Source organism: Alphaproteobacteria bacterium (assembly GCA_016699735.1).
Taxonomy (GTDB): domain Bacteria; phylum Pseudomonadota; class Alphaproteobacteria; order Micavibrionales; family Micavibrionaceae; genus JAGNKE01.
The window spans coordinates 2,500,515-2,521,620 of record CP065008.1 but is presented as its reverse complement, the minus strand read 5'-3'; the positions used below and the strand labels follow the sequence as shown (position 1 = coordinate 2,521,620).

The 21,106-nt window shown below is 52.6% G+C and carries 23 protein-coding genes and 1 tRNA gene; 14 read left to right on the top strand and 10 right to left on the bottom strand.

What is annotated here, in order from left to right; genetic code table 11:
* Positions 1-109: 109 nt before the first annotated feature.
* The 6 genes from IPN28_12610 to IPN28_12585 all read left to right on the top strand — a co-directional run bounded on the left by IPN28_12610 (position 110) and on the right by IPN28_12585 (position 6,527).
* On the top strand, positions 110-838 hold the full coding sequence (locus IPN28_12610) for a hypothetical protein (protein QQS57076.1): 729 nt from the start codon (positions 110-112) through the stop codon (positions 836-838).
* 53 nt (positions 839-891) lie between these two features.
* Positions 892-3,114 (top strand): HAMP domain-containing protein, encoded by a 2,223-nt coding sequence (locus IPN28_12605; protein QQS57075.1) that lies wholly within the window; start codon positions 892-894, stop codon positions 3,112-3,114.
* A 680-nt stretch (positions 3,115-3,794) separates the two neighbouring features.
* Positions 3,795-4,571, top strand: coding sequence for a hypothetical protein (locus tag IPN28_12600; GenBank protein ID QQS58633.1), 777 nt, complete (start codon positions 3,795-3,797; stop codon positions 4,569-4,571).
* Positions 4,537-4,860: a hypothetical protein gene (locus tag IPN28_12595; protein ID QQS57074.1), complete on the top strand. Its 324-nt coding sequence runs from the start codon at positions 4,537-4,539 to the stop codon at positions 4,858-4,860. The genes IPN28_12600 and IPN28_12595 overlap by 35 nt, the downstream gene beginning before the upstream one ends.
* The gene (locus tag IPN28_12590; GenBank protein QQS57073.1) at positions 4,829-5,680 is read left to right on the top strand and encodes a hypothetical protein; all 852 of its coding nucleotides are present in this window, start codon (positions 4,829-4,831) and stop codon (positions 5,678-5,680) included. The genes IPN28_12595 and IPN28_12590 overlap by 32 nt, the downstream gene beginning before the upstream one ends.
* A gap of 67 nt (positions 5,681-5,747) precedes the next feature.
* Entirely contained in the window at positions 5,748-6,527 is a 780-nt protein-coding gene (locus IPN28_12585; GenBank protein ID QQS57072.1) for a hypothetical protein, read from the top strand.
* Between the two features lie 13 nt (positions 6,528-6,540).
* On the opposite strand, the gene IPN28_12580 is transcribed toward IPN28_12585, so the two are convergent.
* A complete protein-coding gene (locus tag IPN28_12580; GenBank protein ID QQS57071.1) occupies positions 6,541-7,098 on the bottom strand; it encodes a TerB family tellurite resistance protein in 558 nt (185 codons plus the stop codon).
* A 149-nt stretch (positions 7,099-7,247) separates the two neighbouring features.
* Here IPN28_12580 and IPN28_12575 point away from each other — a divergent pair, with 149 nt between their 5' ends.
* A complete protein-coding gene (locus IPN28_12575) occupies positions 7,248-8,156 on the top strand; it encodes a diacylglycerol kinase family lipid kinase (GenBank protein ID QQS57070.1) in 909 nt (302 codons plus the stop codon).
* Here the strand turns inward: IPN28_12575 and IPN28_12570 are convergent.
* Both IPN28_12570 and IPN28_12565 read right to left on the bottom strand, forming a co-directional pair.
* A complete protein-coding gene (locus IPN28_12570; protein QQS57069.1) occupies positions 8,153-8,728 on the bottom strand; it encodes a hypothetical protein in 576 nt (191 codons plus the stop codon). The genes IPN28_12575 and IPN28_12570 overlap by 4 nt on opposite strands.
* Before the next feature lie 61 nt (positions 8,729-8,789).
* Positions 8,790-9,767 carry a mitochondrial fission ELM1 family protein gene (locus tag IPN28_12565; GenBank protein QQS57068.1) on the bottom strand — a complete coding sequence of 326 codons (978 nt, stop codon included), beginning with the start codon at positions 9,765-9,767 and terminating at the stop codon, positions 8,790-8,792.
* Between the two features lie 148 nt (positions 9,768-9,915).
* Between IPN28_12565 and IPN28_12560 the strand changes: the two genes are divergently transcribed.
* On the top strand, positions 9,916-11,211 hold the full coding sequence (locus tag IPN28_12560) for a hypothetical protein (GenBank protein ID QQS57067.1): 1,296 nt from the start codon (positions 9,916-9,918) through the stop codon (positions 11,209-11,211).
* On the opposite strand, the gene IPN28_12555 is transcribed toward IPN28_12560, so the two are convergent.
* Positions 11,208-11,699 (bottom strand): CHAP domain-containing protein, encoded by a 492-nt coding sequence (locus IPN28_12555; GenBank protein QQS58632.1) that lies wholly within the window; start codon positions 11,697-11,699, stop codon positions 11,208-11,210. The two genes, IPN28_12560 and IPN28_12555, sit on opposite strands and share 4 nt — an antisense overlap.
* 294 nt (positions 11,700-11,993) lie before the next feature.
* Between IPN28_12555 and IPN28_12550 the strand changes: the two genes are divergently transcribed.
* Together IPN28_12550 and IPN28_12545 are read left to right on the top strand one after the other, a co-directional pair.
* Positions 11,994-12,977: a hypothetical protein gene (locus IPN28_12550; GenBank protein QQS57066.1), complete on the top strand. Its 984-nt coding sequence runs from the start codon at positions 11,994-11,996 to the stop codon at positions 12,975-12,977.
* Positions 12,970-14,454, top strand: coding sequence for a hypothetical protein (locus IPN28_12545; protein QQS57065.1), 1,485 nt, complete (start codon positions 12,970-12,972; stop codon positions 14,452-14,454). The genes IPN28_12550 and IPN28_12545 overlap by 8 nt, the downstream gene beginning before the upstream one ends.
* Before the next feature lie 12 nt (positions 14,455-14,466).
* Here IPN28_12545 and IPN28_12540 read toward each other — a convergent pair.
* Positions 14,467-14,541 (bottom strand) — tRNA-Met (locus tag IPN28_12540).
* A 139-nt stretch (positions 14,542-14,680) separates the two neighbouring features.
* Here IPN28_12540 and IPN28_12535 point away from each other — a divergent pair.
* On the top strand, positions 14,681-15,217 hold the full coding sequence (locus tag IPN28_12535) for a hypothetical protein (protein ID QQS57064.1): 537 nt from the start codon (positions 14,681-14,683) through the stop codon (positions 15,215-15,217).
* 57 nt (positions 15,218-15,274) lie between these two features.
* Here the strand turns inward: IPN28_12535 and mnmA are convergent, their stop codons facing one another.
* The gene (gene mnmA, locus IPN28_12530; GenBank protein ID QQS57063.1) at positions 15,275-16,420 is read right to left on the bottom strand and encodes a tRNA 2-thiouridine(34) synthase MnmA; all 1,146 of its coding nucleotides are present in this window, start codon (positions 16,418-16,420) and stop codon (positions 15,275-15,277) included.
* Positions 16,421-16,622: 202 nt separating this feature from the next.
* Between mnmA and IPN28_12525 the strand changes: the two genes are divergently transcribed.
* Positions 16,623-16,973 carry a hypothetical protein gene (locus IPN28_12525; GenBank protein QQS57062.1) on the top strand — a complete coding sequence of 117 codons (351 nt, stop codon included), beginning with the start codon at positions 16,623-16,625 and terminating at the stop codon, positions 16,971-16,973.
* Between the two features lie 70 nt (positions 16,974-17,043).
* Positions 17,044-17,853, top strand: a complete 810-nt coding sequence (locus IPN28_12520) for a hypothetical protein (GenBank protein ID QQS57061.1) — start codon at positions 17,044-17,046, stop codon at positions 17,851-17,853.
* On the opposite strand, the gene IPN28_12515 is transcribed toward IPN28_12520, so the two are convergent.
* Genes IPN28_12515 through IPN28_12505 form a run of 3 tightly spaced genes read right to left on the bottom strand, consistent with a single transcriptional unit; the run spans position 17,854 to position 19,628 of the window.
* On the bottom strand, positions 17,854-18,138 hold the full coding sequence (locus IPN28_12515; GenBank protein ID QQS57060.1) for a Dabb family protein: 285 nt from the start codon (positions 18,136-18,138) through the stop codon (positions 17,854-17,856).
* An 11-nt stretch (positions 18,139-18,149) separates the two neighbouring features.
* A complete protein-coding gene (locus tag IPN28_12510; protein ID QQS57059.1) occupies positions 18,150-18,488 on the bottom strand; it encodes a 2Fe-2S iron-sulfur cluster binding domain-containing protein in 339 nt (112 codons plus the stop codon).
* 3 nt (positions 18,489-18,491) lie between these two features.
* Positions 18,492-19,628: a cysteine desulfurase gene (locus IPN28_12505; GenBank protein ID QQS57058.1), complete on the bottom strand. Its 1,137-nt coding sequence runs from the start codon at positions 19,626-19,628 to the stop codon at positions 18,492-18,494.
* A 203-nt stretch (positions 19,629-19,831) separates the two neighbouring features.
* Between IPN28_12505 and IPN28_12500 the strand changes: the two genes are divergently transcribed.
* Positions 19,832-20,506, top strand: coding sequence for an alpha/beta hydrolase (locus tag IPN28_12500; protein QQS57057.1), 675 nt, complete (start codon positions 19,832-19,834; stop codon positions 20,504-20,506).
* A 54-nt stretch (positions 20,507-20,560) separates the two neighbouring features.
* On the opposite strand, the gene bcp is transcribed toward IPN28_12500, so the two are convergent.
* Positions 20,561-21,040, bottom strand: a complete 480-nt coding sequence (bcp, locus tag IPN28_12495) for a thioredoxin-dependent thiol peroxidase (protein QQS57056.1) — start codon at positions 21,038-21,040, stop codon at positions 20,561-20,563.
* Positions 21,041-21,106: the final 66 nt, after the last annotated feature.

The following is a 21,106-nucleotide window of genomic DNA, read 5'->3' as shown; positions in this document are numbered from 1 at the left end:
TGTGTTTTTCCGCTTTTGAATTAGTATCCTGTCTGTACTGTGCGCTTCGCGTTCCGCTGTCTTCGTAAAAAAAACAACTCTTTAACCTTTTCATATTGGACGGTTACACATGAACAAGAAGATTTTGCTTACTGTTTTGTCGGGGATTGCGTTGGCGCCTGTTCCTGCCTTTGCCGAAGATCCCCTGGCGTCGTCCGGGATCAGTTTCTCCGGAAGTCTGGGGTTTGTGACGGAATACTCCTTCCGCGGCATTGCTCAGTCGAATGAGAAGCCGGCCATTCAGGGCGGGTTTGACGTTAATCATACCTCGGGGCTTTACGCTGGGGTGTGGGGCTCGAACGTCGATTTCAACGACGGGGACGAAGCCACTGTTGAGGTTGATATTTTCGCTGGTTATGCCGGGGAATTCAGGGGTCTGAGCTACGATCTCGGGGTGCTTTATTACGCCTATCCGGGGGCGGATGACTCGCTGGATTACGATTACTGGGAGTTTGCGGCCTCCATGGGGTACGATTTCGAGGTCGCAGCCCTGACCGCTTCCTTTAACTATTCGCCCAACAATTTTGCGGATAGCGGCCATGCTGAATATTATGCTCTTTCCGCGGATGTGCCGATTTACAAGGAATTGTCCCTGACGGCTCATGTCGGGCATCAGGAGATTGATGAAGAAGAGGATTTCGGAGTTGACGATTACAACGACTGGTCTGTCGGTCTCGGATACAGCCTTTACGGGTTCGATGCCTCCTTGCAGTATGTCGATACCGATCTGGACGAGACGGAGGAATGCGCGGACGGGTGCGCCGAGCGCGTAATCTTCAGTCTTTCAAGAACTTTCTAGCTTAACCGGGAGCCCTGCGGCTCCCGTTTTTTTGCTTCAGGATGAGGAATATCATGGGTCTCTCAAATCTTAAAATCTCGCAAAAACTTCCCCTTTTAATCACTGCTTTGGCCGCACTTTCGGCGGGGGTTACGGGGTATTTTATCGTCAGGGAGGCTTCTGCGGATGCGCTGGTTGCCAGTGAGGAGAGCCTCCTTTCCCTTGGAGATGCCCGAACCGAGACTCTTAAAAATTACCTCAGCTCCATCGGTGAAGACCTCTCCGTGATGGCGCAGAGCGATTATGTGCGGCAGGCGTTGCGCGATTTTCAGGTAGGCTGGGGGGATCTGGCGATCAACCAGACCGAGCGGCTGCAATCCCTTTACATCAATCCTGACAATCTGGCCGACCGCAACCCGCATCCCGCCGGACAGAAGGACAAGTATGACGGGCCGGAGCAGGGGACGGTTTACGATCAATTCCACCGCACCTATCATCCCTGGTTCCATAAGGTTCAGCAGACGCGGGAGTATTACGATATCTTCCTGTTCGATAAGAACGGTAATGTCGTTTACACGGTGTTCAAGGAGCTGGATTTCGCGACGAACATGAACTCCGGTCCTTGGAAAGACAGCGATCTGGCGAATGCGTTCCGCGCCGTGAAGCAGAACCCCAAAGAGGATTTTCAGGCGTTTTTCGATTTTAAACCCTACAAGCCCAGCAACGACGTTCCGGCGAGCTTTATCGCGCAACCCATTGTTTCCGAGGATGGCTCATTTGAAGGAGCCATCGCTTTCCAGATGCCGATCAGCCGGATCAACGGGATCATGAACGGCGGCAACAAGTCTGACTCCGAAGATGCTATCAAGATCGGTTCGTATATTGTCGGCTCTGACGGGCTGATGAGGAATGACTCGGTCTACGCTCCGGCGGGGACGTCGACCATTTTGACCACGAAGGTCGCGGGCGCTCATGTCGATGCGGCTTTGCAGGGGCAGAAAGGCTATGTGATCCTGCCTGATTATCGCGGTGTGCAGGTTGTGTCGTCTTATACTCCTCTGGAGTTTTTGGGGACGCGCTGGGCGGTCCTGACCGAGGAGGGCATGGCTGATGTCATGGCGCCGATTAACGATATGCGGAATTCCGCGCTGATGACAACTTTGTTTATTTTGGCTGTGGCTTCTCTGGTCGGGTTTTTCTTCTCCCGGCGTCTGGCGGGACCGATTTCCTTGATGACGGCTGCGATGGGTGATCTGGCTCGTGGGAAGTTTGATGTGGAGATACCGGGGCGTGAGCGTGGGGACGAGATCGGGGCGATGGCGGCGTCGGTGCAGGTGTTCAAGGAGAACGGCCTTGAGGCTCTGCGTCTGAAGGGGGCGCAGGAGGAGAACGAGCGGCGGGCGGCTGTTGAAAAGAAGCGGATGATGGTGGAGCTTGCGGACCGTTTCGATGCGGAAGTGGGCGGCTCGATCCAGAATCTGGCGGTGGCTGCGGAGAAGCTGCAGGATGCGGCGCGGACGATGGAGAATACGGCGCGGGAGGCGCAGGAGGCGAGTTCATCGGTGGCTTCGGCCTCGGAGGAGACGAGCGCGAATGCGGCGACGGTGGCTTCGGCTACGGAGGAGATGACGGCGAGCGCACAGGAGATTTCGCACCAGATCACGGATGTTGCGGCGAAGGCCAATCAGGCGTCGACGAATGCCAGCCGGACGAGCCAGGAAGTCGATCAGCTCAACAGGCTTGTGACGAATATCGGGGAAGTCGTGGTGGCGATCAAGGATATCGCGGAGCAGACGAACCTTCTGGCGCTGAATGCGACGATCGAGGCGGCGCGGGCGGGGGAGGCCGGGAAGGGCTTTGCCGTGGTCGCCGACGAGGTGAAGAAGCTGGCGAACGAGACGGCGAAGAAGACGGAGGAGATCGAAAAGCGTATTTCCGAGATTCAGGGGGCGACGGGTTCTGCGGTGCGGGCGATGCAGGAGATTATCCGCAATATCTCGGACATTGACGCCAGTTCGGCGGGGACGGCGGGGGCGGTGGAGGAGCAGAACGCGGTGATTTCGGAGATCACGCGGAATATCAGCGAGGTTTCGCAGGCTTCGCAGCAGGTGTCCAGCATCATCGGCAACGTGCAGGTGGCGGCGAGCGAGACGGGGAGCGCGGCGCAGATGCTGAATACCTCCGCTGACAATATCGCGCAGCTGGCGGACGGTCTGGAGCGGGCGGTGAGCGGGTTCCTGGACCGTATCCGCGACGACCCGCAGGATGCCCAGAGCTTCAAAAGAGCCGCAGAGTAGGGTTAAGTTTTATCTAAGAGAGAGAGTGTGTGTGAATGAAAATTAGTTCCTTGATGATTTTAGTCAATGTCGCTTTTATCGCGATTATTTCTCTTCTTTCCGGGCTGGCGGTTTTTCAGATTTATTCTCTCGATCATATCTACAACCAGTCAAAGAGCGTTGCGGTTGCGCTTAAAAACCAGATCGAGGGCGATATGATGCATGACGGTCTGCGGGCCGATGTTTTGTTTGCCATCAAGCTGGCGCGTGAGGGGAATACGGCGGGGCGGCCTGAGGCTGAGGCCAGTACCAAGGAACATGCAGAGCATTTCAGGGAGGTTATTTCCGCCGTCGAGCAGATTAATCTTTCCCCTGCCGTCAACGAAACGCTTGTAAAACTTGAGGAGCCGCTGGCCCGTTATATTGCCAGCGCCGAGAAGCTCACATCTGCCGCCTTTACAGATCCCTCAAGTATTGACAAGGGTTATGTCGCCTTCGAGGAGGATTTTGAGTATCTGGAAGGCGCGATGGAGGAGTTCTCCGGCATTATTGAGGCTGAGTTTGAGGGGGTCAATCATTACGTCGAGAAGAAGGAAAAGGATATCAAAACGACCATCACTTTTTCCGTCATTCTTGGTGTTCTTGTTGCTTTGTTCAGTTTGTTTATTTCCAGAAATCGCGTTGTCCGTCCGATTTCCTTGATGACTGCTGCGATGGGTGATTTGGCTCGTGGGAAGTTTGATGTGGAGATACCGGGGCGTGAGCGGGGCGATGAGATCGGGGCGATGGCGGCGTCGGTTCAGGTGTTCAAGGAGAACGGCCTTGAGGCTCTGCGTTTGAAGGGGGCGCAGGAGGAGAATGAGCGCCGGGCGCAGGTGGAGAAGAAGCGGATGATGGTGGAGCTTGCGGACCGTTTCGATGCGGAAGTGGGCGGTTCGATCCAGAATCTGGCTGTGGCTGCGGAGAAGCTTCAGGATGCGGCGCGGACGATGGAGAATACGGCGCGGGAGGCACAGGAGGCGAGTTCTTCTGTGGCCTCGGCTTCTGAGGAGACGAGCGCGAATGCGGCGACGGTGGCGTCGGCTACGGAGGAGATGACGGCGAGCGCGCAGGAGATTTCGCACCAGATCACGGACGTGGCGGCGAAGGCCAACCAGGCATCGGCGAATGCCAGCCGGACGAGCCAGGAAGTCGATCAACTCAACAGGCTTGTGACGAATATCGGGGAAGTCGTGGTGGCGATCAAGGACATCGCGGAGCAGACAAACCTTCTGGCGCTGAATGCGACGATCGAGGCGGCGCGGGCGGGGGAGGCCGGGAAGGGCTTTGCCGTGGTCGCCGACGAGGTGAAGAAGCTGGCGAACGAGACGGCGAAGAAGACGGAGGAGATCGAAAAGCGTATTTCCGAGATTCAGGGGGGCGACGGGTTCTGCGGTGCGGGCGATGCAGGAGATTATCCGCAATATCTCGGACATTGACGCCAGTTCGGCGGGGACGGCGGGGGCCGTGGAGGAGCAGAACGCGGTGATTTCGGAGATCACGCGGAATATCAGCGAGGTTTCGCAGGCTTCGCAGCAGGTGTCCAGCATCATCGGCAACGTGCAGGTGGCGGCGAGCGAGACGGGGAGCGCGGCGCAGATGCTGAATACCTCCGCTGACAATATCGCGCAGCTGGCGGACGGTCTGGAGCGGGCGGTGAGCGGGTTCCTGGACCGTATCCGCGACGACCCGCAGGATGCCCAGAGCTTCAAAAGAGCCGCAGAGTAGGGTTAAGTTTCGGATAAATCTCAAAATTCCCGGCTTGGGGCTTACTGAAATATTGATAATTTTGCAAGATCGTGCGATTATTCGGTTTATGAAGATATTCTCTCGTTTTGTTTTGGCTGGGGCTTGTTTCTGTTTTCCCTTTATTGCGGGTCAGGATGCCTTTTCGCAGCAGTTGAAGGGGCAGTATAATCCTCAACCCAAAGTGGTTGAGGAGGAGACTCTTGATCCCGTGGTGCCACGGGTTTTTTCATCGCAGGTATCCGACGTTCAGAAGGCTGAGAAGCTTGACCAGGCGTTGTACAGTCTTACTCTTGTCCTTAATGGTTTTGTTGAAGTCGATGCGACTTATAAGGAACGTCTTTTTGAGCTTTTGCAGCCCTATAAGTTTCAGGTTACACGAAGAGGTCAGGAGTTCCGCAAGGATATAGCTAGTGCGAAAAAAACAGTGAAGGAGAGTTACGATTCTCTGAACAATTATGTAGAGCAGTACAGGGTTAATCTTAAGGCAGAATTAGAGAACTTTAAGCCTGAGGATCGTAAGATTATAGAACAGATCTCGGAGGAGGCTCTGAAAAGTTATCTGGTGCAAGCTAACAAGTATTTTGATTTGCAGGCGCGTTTTATCAAGACGTATCAAAAATTGGTGACCTTTATTCTTAAGAACAGTGGCGGTTATTATCATACCGAGGGTTCCAAGGTTATCTCGTTTTACGATCCCGGGATTGCCGAATCTTATGCAAAACTGTTCGATACTCTTACGAAAATCAATTTTAATCAAGTTCAGCTTGTGCGAGATATGCAATCCGGTCCTTCCCTCTAGTTAATTTTATGCGTTTTATTCTCCGGGGCTTCTTAAAACTCTCTGTTCGCGTGTATATTTTAGCGATATGACCATTAGAGCGAACGCATTTTTCTTTTATTTTGTTTTGGGTTTTGTCTTTGCCCTGCTTTTGATTGGCAGCTTTGCCCTTGGTGTCTTAACGGCCCTTTATCGGCCGGATATTTTTTTGAAATTTGAAGCTCCGAAAGCCGCTCAGATTGCACCCGAGGCGGTTTCTTCTGACACTATTGAGTTAACACTACGCTCCGTTCAGAGTGATACGTCAAAACCGTCCGATGTTGCTCTTAATCCCGATGAGAAATTTGCCAAGGAATTTGAGGTCGTCTTAAATCAATTTTTGAAGGATTTGAGTGCTGAGACCGTCAGTTACAAGAGAGATCGCAGAATCCTTAAGGAAGTCATTAGCCCATACAATCTGGAGGGAACAGAGAATGCTGAAAAAAGCTACAAAGCTTTCAAAGATGATATTGCGCCGACATTGAGACAAAAAGGGCAGAAGATTATTGATGTTTTTCAGAAATCAGATGTCGCCGTCGTGTCTTTGCTAAAGGATAAACCCGAGGATGTCAGAGAAAAGCTTCTCTCTACCTGGGGTGGGGTGAAGAAGGAGCAGCTTAATGGTGTTATTGATTTTCTGGCGAACGAGGAGCGGCTTATCGCGGCGCACGAAAAGCTCCTGAAGTTCTATTTCGTCCATTCCAAACTTTATTCCGTTGATCCTGAAGCTGGGGCGGTGGTGTTTAAAAACCAGAAATACCAAGAGGAAGAGAAGAGGCTTCTTGATGAGATAGAAAATATTAGAGATTACGGAAAAAAAGAAGATTAGCATCTTCAATTTTTTATGAGTTGTGCGCCCATTTGTTTTGTTCGGATGGCGGTTTTCCCTTAAACTGCATCTTAATTTTTTCGAGAAAGTCCATCTGTTTTTCTGTTGGTCTTCCTTCGCATTGTATGACTGTTTCCAAAAGTCGCATGGCCGAATCCTTTTGATTTTGATCGAATTGGGAAAGGCTGGGGGCAAGAAAGGTCTCGAGTCGGTCATAGATTTTTTGCTCATCGGGAATCAGGAAACTGCAGGAGGTCAGAAGCTCTCGCGCCTTGCTATCGTTCAGATGAAATTCGTCCTGATACAGTCGGAGGATTGTCTCCTTCTGCTCCCGTGAAATTTCGCCAGAGTATTTGGCTGCTAAAAACATCAGGCACGCCGTCGATTCCATCGGGCTTTTTAAAGAAAATGCCGGATCGGCGTTCATGGTTTCGCGCCATTTTCGCCGCCGATTCCATGCAAAGGGGTCGAGCCAGGTCAGCCACCGGAAGTTTATCCCCGAACGGCTCATCATGCTCAGGTAGAACAAGATGGTTATGATGGAGCCGAGGATAGCGAGAATAATATGCATCAATAAACTCCTAAATTGTCTTCCTGTTTAGCAAAAGAGCTTAACGTCTACAAGCTTGGGTCTTATTCTCCAAATCACCCATAAATTTTATGCTATAGGTTTCATCGGGGTTCTTTTGTATTTTCTCCTGTCGGCTGGAGTAACGGTCTTTGCGCGTTTTTGTCATTATCAATCCGAAAGCGGGGCAGGGGGTCCATCTGCCGGGCTTTTTGCGGCGCTTTCTTCGGCTTAAGAAAAAGGAAGTTCTTGATATCGGTGCTTTGAAGCAGCGGATTTATGATAGCTTTTGGGCGCAAGGTATTGTTCCGACGATCGAATACACACTTTATCCTGGCCATGCTGTTGAACTTTCGAGGCAAGCCGCCGCGCAAGGGTATAATGCTGTTGTCGCAGTCGGGGGCGACGGAACGGTCAACGAGGTCGTCAACGGTCTGGCAGGGACCGATACGGCCTTGGGGATCGTTCTGGCAGGGACCGCCAACTTACTGGCCAGCGAACTCAATCTACCTGCCGATATCGCTACCGCCTGCGCCGTGATCGCTGCTGGCCGGACCAAAACCATTGATCTTGGAGTTATTGACGGGCGTTACTTTACCATGATGGCCGGTATAGGTTTCGATGCCCATGTCGTGCGGCTTGTGGACCGAAAGCTGAAAGGGCGCTGGGGGGCTTTTTCCTATCTGATTGTCCTGTTCAGGGAGTTTTTTCGATATGATTTCAAGCCTATTGATGTCGTGACGGAAACGGGTGAGAGGCTCAGAGGGTATTATATATTCGTTCAGAATGCCGTGACCTACGGCAGCGGCTTCTCAGCATCGCCTGAATCAACGCTCGACGATGGCCGGTTTGAACTTATTATTTTTCCGCGTAGGTCTTTTTTTTCCGTACTGAGATATCTGCTCGCTAAGAAAAAAGATACTCAGGCTGTGGTCAAGCGGTCCATACTGCGTCTGGAGGTTCTGACTTCTCATGAAGTCCAGATTGACGGAGATTTTTCTTGCTTTGGGCCAGCGGAAATCTCTCTCCATGAACTTTCGCTTCGGGTTCTTGTCCGCTAGTGTGCGCTTTCGCTTGGCATTTCGGAGGATTTTTCCACCACAATGGTGTCATGGGCTATCCTGAAACATAGCAGCTCCTTCCTTTGAAAATATTTTTTCTCAACCATAGTCTTAAATGCATTTTTAAGCTCCTTTAGATCGCTTACTATGATTTCCTTGTCGTCTGGAGGAGTGTAGCTCCATGTGGTCCAAACACTTTTCGAGGGATCGAAGCTCAGTAACTGGTAGTAGTACTCCCTATTTTTCTTGTTGGTCGTGACTGCAGCAACAATAAATGTGTCCTCATTTGGCACGAGTTCCGCTCCGCTCCATTTATAAAACCTGACGATAACGTTTTCGGAGGGGTCGCTCAAAGAACTGGCGAAATATGTCCGTTCCAATTCCTTTTGGAATCGTTCCAGAAGAATGCTTTCATTGTCGTGCGTAATCCATAGGAGATGTCGGGCGCCACCAAGCATAATTTCGGATTGTTCGTTGCTGATGATTTCATTCCTGGATTTAATGACGCAGCCGCTGAGAACCAGAAGGCTGAGGAACAACAACGTCTGAAAGGTGACAGGCCTGCTAAACATCGTCCGTGGCTCGTATTGAGTGTGGGTCACTTTATCATGAAATTACGAGAGAAAGAATATCCTATAAGCCGAAGCGGTCTTTGATTGTTTTTACCACCGCCGCCATCTCATCCAGGCGGGGCGGGGCGAAGGGTTCCAGAGCGCCTGCGAAGGGGCGGGCGAAGCCCTCGGCGATCAGCTTTGATGTAAAGCTTTGCAAGCGTTTGCTGCCGCCCGGAAGGAGGTAGATGTAGACGGGTTTGCCGGTGAAGCAGGCTTCGGAGACCATGTTTACAGAATCGCCGGTCACGACCAGATGATCGGCCAGCGCCATGATGCCGAAATAGGGGTTTTCGCCTGTACCGTCCCAGATGAAATTATGCGTTCCTGAAAGCGCCTCGCGCAGGATGGATTCGTTCTCCTTACCCGTGCGGCGGGACGGGGTGAGGAGGAGGCTGGATCCGGGCAGGGCTTGCTGCGCCGTGTGCAATTTGCCTGCGAAATCGCGGGCGAGGGCCGGTGTGAAATCCTGCCGCTTGTTGGAGCCGCCGACGAGAACGCCGATTTTCGGGTTTCCGAGAGCGGCGAAGCGGGGGGCGAAGGCGGCGCGGGCCTGTTCGAGCTTTTCATCGGTCAGGCGGTGCAGGGAGCCGCGCATGGTCATCACGTTTGGGCCGCTGTAATTGTCATGCTCGGGGACGATGATTGCATCGAAGCTTTGCGGGGGAAGCGGGGGGCGCTGCAGGTGAATGGCGAGCGTTGCCTTGCCGCTTTGGCGTTTGATCGCTGCCGCTGCGGCGGCGCTGCGGCGGCCGCAAGAGATCAGGACATCCGGCCAGGGCGGGGTCAGGGGCGTTTCGGGCGCGGCCATGCCCAGCGGGTTGGGCCAAAGGCGGGCGGGCAGCCATATCCAGGGGGCTTTGGGGCTGACCCGCTTGATCTGCGGGGTGAGGCCGATATTTTCGGCGAGGCCGAGACACTGCCCCTCCATGCCCGCGTGGCCCTCGGTGAGGACCCAGCAGGTTCTGGGGGGCGGTGTGTTTGGCGGCGCGGCAGACATTTCCATCTTTTAGAACAAGGGGCGGGGGAAGTCACGCGGGATTGCGGGCGGTCAGGGTTATATTGGAGGTCATGGGTTGCGCGGTGTTGACGGGGTAAGGCTTCTGTCCTTATCGTTGGGGTGGGCGTATTTAAAAAGGCGATTTTCGATGAATCATCCGATGTTCCTTTATTTTTTCCTCTTCCTGACGTTGTTTAGCCTTGTCGCGTTTGATTGTTTTGCGGCGGAGGCAGAGGGGCAAGCCGTGGGCGGCGCAGATAAAGCCTATGTTCTGGACGGGGTGACCTACACAAAGGACCAGATTATCGCTGATTTCCTCAATGTCGCGTTTTCGGATTTGCCTTGGAATGCGGATGCGGGGGAGGAAGACAGGCTGAAACTTCTGAATTTTTATTTATCTGATAACCCAAAACTAAATAAGTCTTGGTGGGATTATTTATTTAATAATACTGCAGAGAAAAGCCAAAATAAGGGAAAATATAACAAGAAACTTGTTCCCTGGCTTGCTCCGCACCTTGCCAAAAATATGGATGCGCCACTGAATGAGAGAAATGTTATTACGAAGTGGGCGGGCACCCATGTTTCTATAGGGATTGACTGGCCCCGCTATACCCTCTCAGAAAGGCATTCATATGGTAAATATGCGCCTAAAGTGTACATAACGCCCTATACGCCTATAGAATTTGCGAAATATTATGCTTCTCTTCTCGCAAAGGCTGAAGCACAAACGAAGGCTCTTGCTGATGCGACAGGGCTCGATATAAGGGTCGTCCCGCCTGACTCAATGGTCGAAACCAATCAGAATTTTCCCCGAATACGGATTGTTCCTGACACCGTTAAGAGTGTAAGGGCGTGGGAGCAAGGCGACTCCAATTATCACCCGGTAACAGATGAAGAGTCCTTGCTGAATGGGATATTATTTAAAACTTATGTCCAGAATTATTTCGATGGCTATTTGCTTCCGGACAGTCATTACAATTTGGATTTAACTATTTGTAAAATTGATCCTACGCTTGAAGAGAGGTTTTTAACCGCTTTGATCAATGAATGCCTCATTCGTAGTCTCGGGTTGCCAGGAATTTCGAAAAATGCGTTTTCTCTTTTGTCATCATGGCACACAATTGCTGATCAGACTCTTTTCGAACAGCGCAAAAAAAATATTGCGTATAAGATTTCTAACCAAGAAATTGTGTCTTTTATGTATAAGTCTGCGATAAAAGGTTATGAAGACCGTGGCCAATATAATTATGCAGAGCAAATGAAGAAAATGACATTTTGGATCAATCTAAATGAGAATCTTGTGTCGTCCTTTTCAAACATACCCTCATATGAACGAGTGATGATTTCACTTCTCTATTGCCCGGATATTAAACCGGGTATGAAGAAAATTGAGGTGGAGAAGATGCTGCGTGAAAGCGATCAGTGCTTTGCCCGCGCTCCCTAGGGCTTATAAATAAACCCATACGCCGCGTAGGGGGCGCCGAAGCTTTTGCCGTTCCAGAAGCGCAGGAGGGACCAGTCGTTTTTCTTCGAGACGTCCTTCACGCGCATGGATTTCCAGATGCGGCTGCGCGAACTTTTATCGCTGCCCCAGTTGCTGTGGGTGATGTCGATTTCCCGGCTATTCACCACGCGGTTGACCACCGCGAGGTGGCCGTATTTGAGCTTTCCGGTATTGCGGAGGACGAGAACCGCGCCGCGCTCGGGTTGCTTACCCCTCGTGTAATCGTATTTCGGCGCCTGATCCCACCAGGTGTGGGCGTTGCCGCGCATATTGATGCCGGAGACCTTGCGGGCGTAGGGGACGCATTGGACGGGTTTGGCGACCTTGTAATATTTTCCATAGGCACCGGCGCTTTCGGAGGTCGAGGAACAGCCGGCCAGAACAAGCAGAAACGCGAACACAGTCAAAGAGTATTGCCAGAAACGCATATTTTCTATCGAGTCTTCTATCGAAGGAGCCGATTCCATCATTCATTAACTTTTTTGATCCGGTTGCTTCTTAGGCGAAAAAGGCGGGGGCGTCAACCCGTGTGGCCTTCCCGTTTATGAACTGATGGCGATCGAAGAAGACGTCGTAAAAAAATAATTTGAACAACAAAAGCTGCCATTTTTTTAAATATCTTAATTAACTACATAATACCAACGATTTAAAAAAAAATTTGCAAAAAGCAGTATTTTTGCCTATTATTAATTGAACAATGTTCAATTAATGTGAGATCCATCATGCTTTGGGATGACATCCTCTCTCTGGCCGTTCGTACGCCTTCGCCGCATAATGTGCAGCCTTGGAAGGTCGTGATCCATGATGAGAGTCGGGCTACGGTTTATCTGGATACAGGCCGAACTTTGCCGATCGTGGACGACACGGGGAGTTTCGTTCTGCTGTCTATGGCCATGTTTACGGAGTCTATCTGTCTGCTGGCGACCAACCGACAGCACCGGGTGGATATTACGCTTGTCTTCTCCGGCTTTTCTGACGCTCCTGTTATTCCTTACGCCGAACTCCGGCTTGTCAGCGATCCCTCTGTTGCGGGCGTCTACGAAGACTCGTTGTTCCTGAAGCGCCGAACGTCCCGGGCCGGATCGTTGAGGAAGCCTGTTCCGGCGGAGACGATTGAGCGCTTCAAGGTTTTTTTTGACGGGGCCGGACAATCTCTGGGGTTTACCGCGGAGCCGGAGATGATCGAAAGCCTGATGACCGCGAACATCGAGGCGCTCTTCTCCGATCTGAATGACGAGGCGTATTATCAAGAGCTTCTGGAATATCTTCGCTTTTCGGAGGATGAGTCCCGGCAGAAGCGGGACGGGCTTGATTTTCGCTGCATGAATATGCGCGGCTTCGAGTTGAAAGGGTTGACCAAATTTCCCGCGTTGCTGCGGGCTCCGGTCTTCCAATCCTTTCTTTCCCGTTATTATCGGCAAAAACTGGGCCATACCGAAATGATGGCCTGGCTTTCCGGCCCGTTCTGGGACGCAAGGGGGGCCATTGCTGCCGGGGCGCCCTTTATGCGGTTTTGGCTTGAGATGGCACGCGAGGATCTTTACCTCCTGCCGTTCGGCAATCTTGTCACTAATCCTCTAGCGAATGAGAAGATGAGCGGGCTTCTCCGCAGTCAGGATATCTGGATCATCTTCAGGCTGGGGTACTGCGATCCTCCGCCTGAAAGTCTGAGGCTATCTATCCGCGAGGTTATACTCAATGATTGACCGTTTTTTCTACTCTCCTTTGTTTACGTTGTTCTGCCGTGCTCGTGAGATCAGGGTCTTTAACCTGATGTTTTTCTGGCTCCTCAGCCGGAAAGCGGTGCAAAGATATCATGGGCGGCTGGCGAAGCGGCTGGCCTATCTGGCCTATCTCAAAGCCTCAAGGCATTGTCCGGCTTACAGAGATTTTCTTGAGCACAGACACTTTATCGGCGCGGATTCCGCCGCAGATTTTTCGTCGATTCCTGAAACACAAAAAGAAGGTTATGTGAAGGCCTATTCTACGGAGCAGCGCTGTCATTACGGGCGGTTGCCCAATCGCGGCGTGGTGATTGACGAATCTTCGGGGTCCGGCGGTGTGCCTACGAACTGGGTGCGGGGGCCAAGCGACCGGCGCCTGATCAAGCATCTCTTGCAAATGAGCCTGAAGCGCACTTATCCCGGCCAAAAGCTTTTCATCATCAACTGTTTTGTGATGGGGCCGTGGGCGACGGGCATGAATGTCTCCATGTCCTTTTCGGATGTCGCTCTGCTGAAATCTCTGGGATCGGATTTAAAAAAGCTTGAGAATACGCTCAAAACTTTCGGACCTCATTACAATTATCTTATCCTCGGTTACCCGCCCTTCATCAAGCTGTTTGTGGATACGACAACGCTTAACCTGAAAGAGTATAATCTCCAACTGATCACCGGAGGGGAGTCCCTATCCAAAGGGCTGGAGGATTACCTTTCCGGGACGTTCAAGACCATGATTTCGTCCTATGGTGCTTCGGATCTGGATATCAATATGGCCGTCGAGACAGCTTTCAGCAAAACACTCCGGCGGCTTTGCTCCGAACACCCTGGCCTGTGCGAGGCCTTGTTCGGAAAGCGTACCGTTCCGATGATCTTTCAGTGCAATCCCCTTGATTATTACATCGAGAGGTCTTCCGAGGGGGAGCTTATCTTTACCGTTACGCGGCTGAGTGCGCTGGCGCCCAAGATCAGATACAACCTGCGCGATGTCGGAGGCGTGTTATCCGTTCAGGAGGTCTTTGCACAGCTGAAGAGTCTCGCTTTGGAGGACCGGATCGAAGAACCCCAGGGTTATTTTCCCTTGCTCTATGTCTATGGGCGAGGAGATCAGACCGTGCTTTTTCTTGGTGTCAATATTTCGATATCGGATATGGATACTGTTCTTCACGGCCATAAAGAACTCTATAGTCTTTTTCATTCCTTCCAGATGTCCGTTTTCGAAGACGAGAAAGCTGACTCGTATCTGCGTGTAAGTCTTGAGCTTAAGGAGGGAGTGGCCCAAGAGGATGCAGACAGGTTTAATTCCGGTCCCTTCATTTTTGAGGCTCTGAAGGCCGTTAATCAGGAATTCCGAGAACTTTCGAAGGTTTATCCGGCTGACCGCCTTGTTGCGGAGACTCATCTATTTGAAACCGGACCCTTCGCCGACAGAGCGCAGCGAATAAAGCAAAAATACATCGCCTAGGGTGGGGGAATTTGGTAGCGGTGGGGTGATTTGAACACCCGACCAAAGGATTATGATTCCTCTGCTCTACCCCTGAGCTACACCGCCAAAACCAAAAGTTCGAGCGAATTTAATGTGCTTTTCGGGCGGTTTTGTCAAGAGTTGTTGCCTATGGCTTTGATTTCTTGCACTTTACGCGACATTCGGGTTAGAATTATAGCAACAGTTTTACTTGAGGGGGTGTTCTATGGCCAGAGTTGATGTTGAAAGGCTTGATTTTGTAGACGTGTCACAGAAGACACGCGGTAACTTTATGGAGCCGGAGAATATCACCCGGTTTCTGAATACCGAGGTTGGCAAGGCCCAGGAGCGGCTGATGCGCGAACAGATGGCCGCGCAGATGAACGTGGATGTTACGGACAAGTCGAAGATGACCAAGCCCGGCGACATTGATGTTTCGACCATCCGCCGTGCGCTTTTCACAGAGCAGGCTTCGCAGGATACAGGTTACCGCAAGCCTGATCTTACAACTGCACAGTTGATGGATAAGGCTGGTCCCGCTTGGTATGAAAGATTAGGCAGTCTGGCTCAGAATTTTGGTAAAGAAGCTGACCAGCTTATTCGCAATTTGACTAATATGGGGGCCGATGCTGTTGTTACGGGCGTTACAACAAATAGCGGGGGCAGCGGACGGGCAGCGGAGGCTCTTACAAGTGTGCAGGCTCGAAATGAGGCTGTCATCAATCCGTCTCTTGGCACTACTCCCGGTGGGGCCAAGCCCTAAGTTTTTTTTCGGAAATTTTCAAAATGGCCCCTTGATCGGGGCCATTGTTTTTTTGGATTAGCGCGTCTGCGTGATCCAGCCGCCGCCGAGGACGCGGTCACCCTCGTAGCAGACGGCGGCCTGACCCGGCGAGATGCCGAAGTGCGGTTGGTCCAGCGTTATTTCCGCGATATCGCCTCTGACCGTCAGCGCGGCGGGGACGGGCGGCATGACCGAGCGGAATTTCACGGTTATGGCTTTGTCTTTCGTTTCCTTGTCGTCCAGAAGCCAGTTGCAGTCCTTCAGCACCAGCGTATTCCTTGCCAAAGCCTCCTTCGGGCCGACGATGACGCGGTTTGATTGCGGGTCGAGCGTAAGTACATAGAGCGGGTCGTTGTTCTCGCTGACGCCGCCGCCGATGCCCAGCCCCTTGCGCTGGCCGATGGTGTAATGAACGATGCCCTCATGGCGGCCCACCACGCGCCCGTCCTGATGGACGATGTCGCCGTGTTTTTCGGCTTCGGGGCGGATTTTCTTCACGACTTTCGCGTAATCGCCGTGCGGGACGAAGCAGATATCCTGCGAGTCCGGCTTGTCGGCGGTCAGGAGGCCGAGGCGCTGCGCGTGGGTGCGGGTGACATCCTTGGTCCAGCCGCCGATGGGGAAGCGCAGGAATTCGAGCTGGTCCTGCGTGGTGGCAAAAAGAAAATAGCTCTGGTCTTTCCCTGTGTCATGAGCGCGGTGGAGTTCGGCGCGGCCTTCGGGGCCGATTTCGCGCTTGATGTAATGGCCGGTGGCGAGGCAATCGGCGCCCAGATCGTGCGCGACCTTCATCAGATCGCGGAATTTGACGGTCTGGTTGCAGCGCACGCAGGGGATGGGGGTTTCGCCGCGCAGGTAACTGTCGGCGAAGTCCTCAATCACGGATTCGCGGAAATGGCTTTCGTAGTTCAGGACGTAGTGGGGAAAGCCGCGTTTCGCCGCGACCTGGCTGGCGTCATAGATATCCTGTCCGGCGCAGCAGGTCTTGGATTTGACCACGCCGCCCGCCGCCGTGGCCGCGCCGTGATCGTAAAGCTGCAGTGTCACACCGACGACATCATAGCCTTCCTCGTGCAGCAAAGCGGCGGTGACGGACGAATCCACGCCGCCGGACATGGCGACGACAACCCGTGTGTCCTGCGGGGATTTGGCTATGCCTAAGCTGTTGAGGGCGTTTTTCATGGGCCGGACTGTACGGGCTTTGATTTCCGAAGGCAAGTTTGGGCGGCGGGGCGGGTTTTTGCTCCGTGCAACAAAAGACTTAAAATTGGCTTAAGATACTTATTTCATTCAATAATATCATTTGACAGAATTCTTATTTAACATATAATAGAATTATCCCTTGGGGATTTTTATCTGGATTTTTTGGCTGTGGGGGCCGGGAATGACGCATTTTCCACACTATCATCTTCATGGCACGGGTTCCTCGGGTCTGGCCGAGCGTTTTACCGATCCGTCCGTGGGGGAAGCTTTACCTGACGCCGCGGATCGGGAGGGTAGCCTGCGGCGTATCCGCGAATTGCTGGCCGAGGCGCACCGCGTGGATACGCGGGCGCACGATCTTGAGGCGGCGCGGCAGATCGACAGGATTCTTAAAGCTGGCGGGCTTGACCTTCATTCGCCCGCTTTGCTGGGGGCGGGGATCGACCCGGAGGAAATCCGCGCCCTGCGTGTGACGCGCTTCGGTGAACGGCTGAACGATTTTGTCTCGGCCTATGTGCCGGTGCTGACGTAGGTTTTCAAAAGAGTTTTTCTCTTCCTTCCCGTGGTGTAGAATTTACACTCTACGCCCAAACTCTGTGATCTTGATGAAATTTACCCGATTGCTTTTGTTGCTTTTGGTCTTCTCCCCTGCAGTTTGTTTCGCGCAGGAGGCGCCGACCGTTGGCACTTTGTCCTATTACAACTCTGACGAAAAAATATTAAGGATCATTGATTACGACTGTAAGAAAAAAACGAGCACCTCTCTCGTCTGTGGCATAAGCGAGGATCGTCTGGAAATTAAGAAGGCTAATCCTAACGCATTATACCCGCTTAAATCAGGAGAAGCAGGTTTTCAGAAGTTACTTTTCGAGTTGGACTCTAAGACAGATCATCGTTGTGAGTTTTTTATGGCGCAGGCCTCGCTTGTCGGAAAGGGCAATGAAGCGATCAAAGAATTTTATTCGAAATTATCTGATAGTGATAAGGAGCAACACAATCAGCTTATGATGGAATATGGTTATATTTCTTTTGCTTATATTGAGGCGTTTGACCAGTTTTGCCGAAAAAGGAGCTATGAGAACTATCAGTGGTTGACAGAAGCGGATGCTAAAACCTGTTATTTAAGAAGAGATTATGATGAAGTTACTTTTGATCTGGTTACTGATAAAACCACAAACTTGCAGCAATGGGTTAAATCTGAAGCACTAGGCGATTTGTGCGGCTTGGTTTATACGTCAATTTTTAAAAAAGAGCAGGATTGGATCTATAGAGAAACTTTTAAAGTTAAGTTTCCCGAAAAAGACATTCCAGATTACGGTTCTTGCAGGCAAGAAGATCGAGACCCTTTGGAATTTGAGGTTGCGCCTAATCACTCTATTCCCATGGAGTGCAAGAGGATATTCTTAAGGTAATCAATCCTTCACATCCACCGCATACCTCTTATCCCTCAACGGCCGGACGGTCTTGGTGGACATATGGTAGACGGGATCGTCCTTGTAGCGGTCCAGCGCCGCTTCGTCGGGGAATTCGCCATAGACCACCACGTCGATCTCGTTGGCGATCTTGTCGATTTTCAAATTCCTGCTGACCTTGATCGTCCAGTTGCCCTCGATGGTTTCCAGAGTCTTGAGCGCGGTGAAGATCGTGTCGATATCCTTCGGATTTTTGGCGGTGAAGAAGACGATGTGCTTAATCATATATGGCTCCCTTACCAGTCGCGTTTCGCGCCGGGGACGGCGACGATGAGGCCGTCCAATTCCTTGCTCATCCTGATCTGGCAGCCGAGGCGGGAGGTGTCGCAGACATCATGCGCGAGGTCGAGCATATCGTTCTCCTCGGCGGTTTTTTCGTTATCCAGCGCTTCGACCTTCGCGTACCAGTCGGGGTGGACGATCATGTGACAGGTCGCGCAGGCCATGGAGCCGCCGCAGACACCCTCGATCTCCGGCACATCGGCGTCGCGGGTGATCTCCATAAGGGACCAGCCCTCCTGCGCGTCGATGTCTCTGGGGGAGCCGTCTTTCTGGATGACCGTGATTTTGGGCATGATTTACGCGTCTTTCTTTTTGATGCGGGCGAGAACCGCTTTTAATGCTTCGATGAATTGTGCGGTCTCGGACTCTTTCGTAGCCCAGCCGAGCGAAACACGCAAGGCGGAGGCGGCGGTTTTATCATCCATGCCCATCGCTTTGAGCACATGGCTGGGTTCGACGCGGCCGCTGGAGCAGGCGGAGCCGTTGCTGACCGCCACGCCTTCGAGGTCGAGCGCCATGAGCAGCGTTTCGGAGGAGAGGCCGGGGAGGCTGAAGAAAGAGGTGTTGGCGACTCGCTTGACGGTTTTGGAATGGATAATGGCGTCCGGCGCGATTTTAAGGATTTCCTTTTCCAGATTGTCGCGCCATGTGGCGAGCGCCTGAGTGTGGTTCATCCGCTCAAGCGATTCCTTCGCCGCGGCGCCGAAGCCCGCGATCCCGCAGACATTTTCGGTTCCGGCCCGGGCGCTTTTTTCCTGTCCGCCTCCGAAGAGAAGTTTCGGCGTTTCGCCGCAGAGGCCGAGGATGAGCGCGCCTATACCCTGCGGGCCGCCGATCTTGTGCGCGGAGAGGGTGAGGAAATCGATTCCCATTTCGCTCAGGTTGAGGGGGATTCTTCCGGCGGCCTGCACCGCATCGGAATGAACGAAGGCGCCGTGTTTTCTTGCAATGGCCGAAAGCTGCGAAACGTCCTGTATCGCTCCGGTTTCGTTGTTGACGGCCATCACCGAGACGAGCGCGACTTCACCGCCGGATGTCATCATCCTTTCAAGCGCTTGCGGGTCGATTGTGCCGTCGGACCTGACCGGGATACGTTCAAGATTCGGCGCGGCCTGCAAAACGCTGGGGTGTTCGATGGCCGAAACCAGGATGCGCTGTTGTGGATAAGCGCGGGAAAAGTGCTGGATAACTGTATTGTTGCCTTCGGTGGCCCCGGAATTGAATATGACCTGCGCGGGCGGTGCGCCGACCAGCGCGGCGACCGCCTGCCGCGCTTCTTCGATGATCCTGCGACCCTCGCGTCCGAAAAAGTGTACGGCGGAGGCGTTCAAAGCCCCCTCGGTATGCCCTAAAACCTGCTGCATTGCGGTATTGGCACAGGGGCGCAAGGGGGCACTGGCGTTGTAATCGAGGTAGATTCGGGGCTTTTTCATCAATTCACAATCGCCTTATCCACATTATTTTTCAATGACTTGTCATAAATTTGTGGACTTTATTCCTGCACTTTAATATACAATGCCGTTGAAATATCAACTGGTTTCCATCGGTATTTTGGAAACGTAGCCACTTCGCGGGGTCCGGCGCTTTTAATACCTAGGCGTTCTGAAACGGGTCCGCAAATAAAAGAGGTTTATTGATGCCTGAAGTCATTCTGAACGGTCCAGCCGGTCGCCTTGAAGGCCGTTATTCACACTCCAAGATCAAGAATGCGCCGCTGGCTCTGGTGTTGCACCCGAGTCCCGAGCATGGCGGGACCATGAACAACAAGATCACTTATTCGATCTTTCAGGCCTGCGTTGCCCGCGGGTTTTCGACGCTGCGGTTTAACTTTCGGGGCGTCGGGCGTTCGCAGGGCGTGTTCGACCGCGGGGAAGGCGAGCTTTCCGATGCGGCGTCGGCTCTGGACTGGATGCAGGAAATCAACCCGAATGCGCCTTATGTGTGGGTCGCGGGGTTTTCGTTCGGCGCGTGGATTTCCATGCAGCTCCTGATGCGTCGGCCCGAGATCAAGGGTTTTATTTCGGTAGCTCCTCCCGCCAGCACGGAAGATTTCACTTTCCTTGCGCCGTGCCCGACTTCGGGGCTGGTTTTGCAGGGTTCCCGTGATGATGTGGTTCCTGAAACATCCGTGGCCGACCTTGTGGGCAGACTCCGGCAGCAAAAGGGCGTTAAAATCGATTACCGCGTCATTCCCGGCGCCAATCATTTCTTCCATGACTGCACCGATCTGCTGATCGACCATGTTCATGATCATATGAACAAGGCGAATGGCGGGATGCCTGTGCAGGTCAAGGTCTCGGAAGCGGCCTGATTTTCCGAAAATCTAAAATAAATGCGATGACGGGCCTTGCGGCCCGTTTTTCGTTCAGGCGGCGATGCGGTTGGCGGTCAGGGCGGACCTTACGGCCTCGACGTGTCCGGGGACCGACACGTTGCGCCAGATTTGCTCAATGCGGCCCTGTTCATCAATCAAAAAGGTCGAGCGTTCGATGCCCATGTATTTGCGGCCGAACATGGCTTTCTCCTGTATGACGCCGTATTTTTCGCAGACATGGCCGGTTTCGTCAGAGGCCAGAGGGAAATTGAGCTTGTACTTGCTTTTGAAGCGGTCATGTTTTCTGGGGCTGCATTTCGAGAGGCCGATGACTTTCACGCCCGCGGCTTCGAATTCTGCCATACGGTCACGGAATTCACAGGCTTCGGCGGTGCATCCCGGCGTATCGTCCTTCGGGTAGAAGAAGAGCACGACCTTGCGGCCGCGCAGACTTGAAAGGGTGATTTCTCCGCCGTTGTCTGTCGGGAGAGTAAAGTCAGGTGCAAAGGTGCCCGGCATTAATTCTGTCATGGCATTCTCCTGTATTCATATGGCCCTTTCTTTATACAATTTTTGCAGTGCAGCGATCAAGAACGG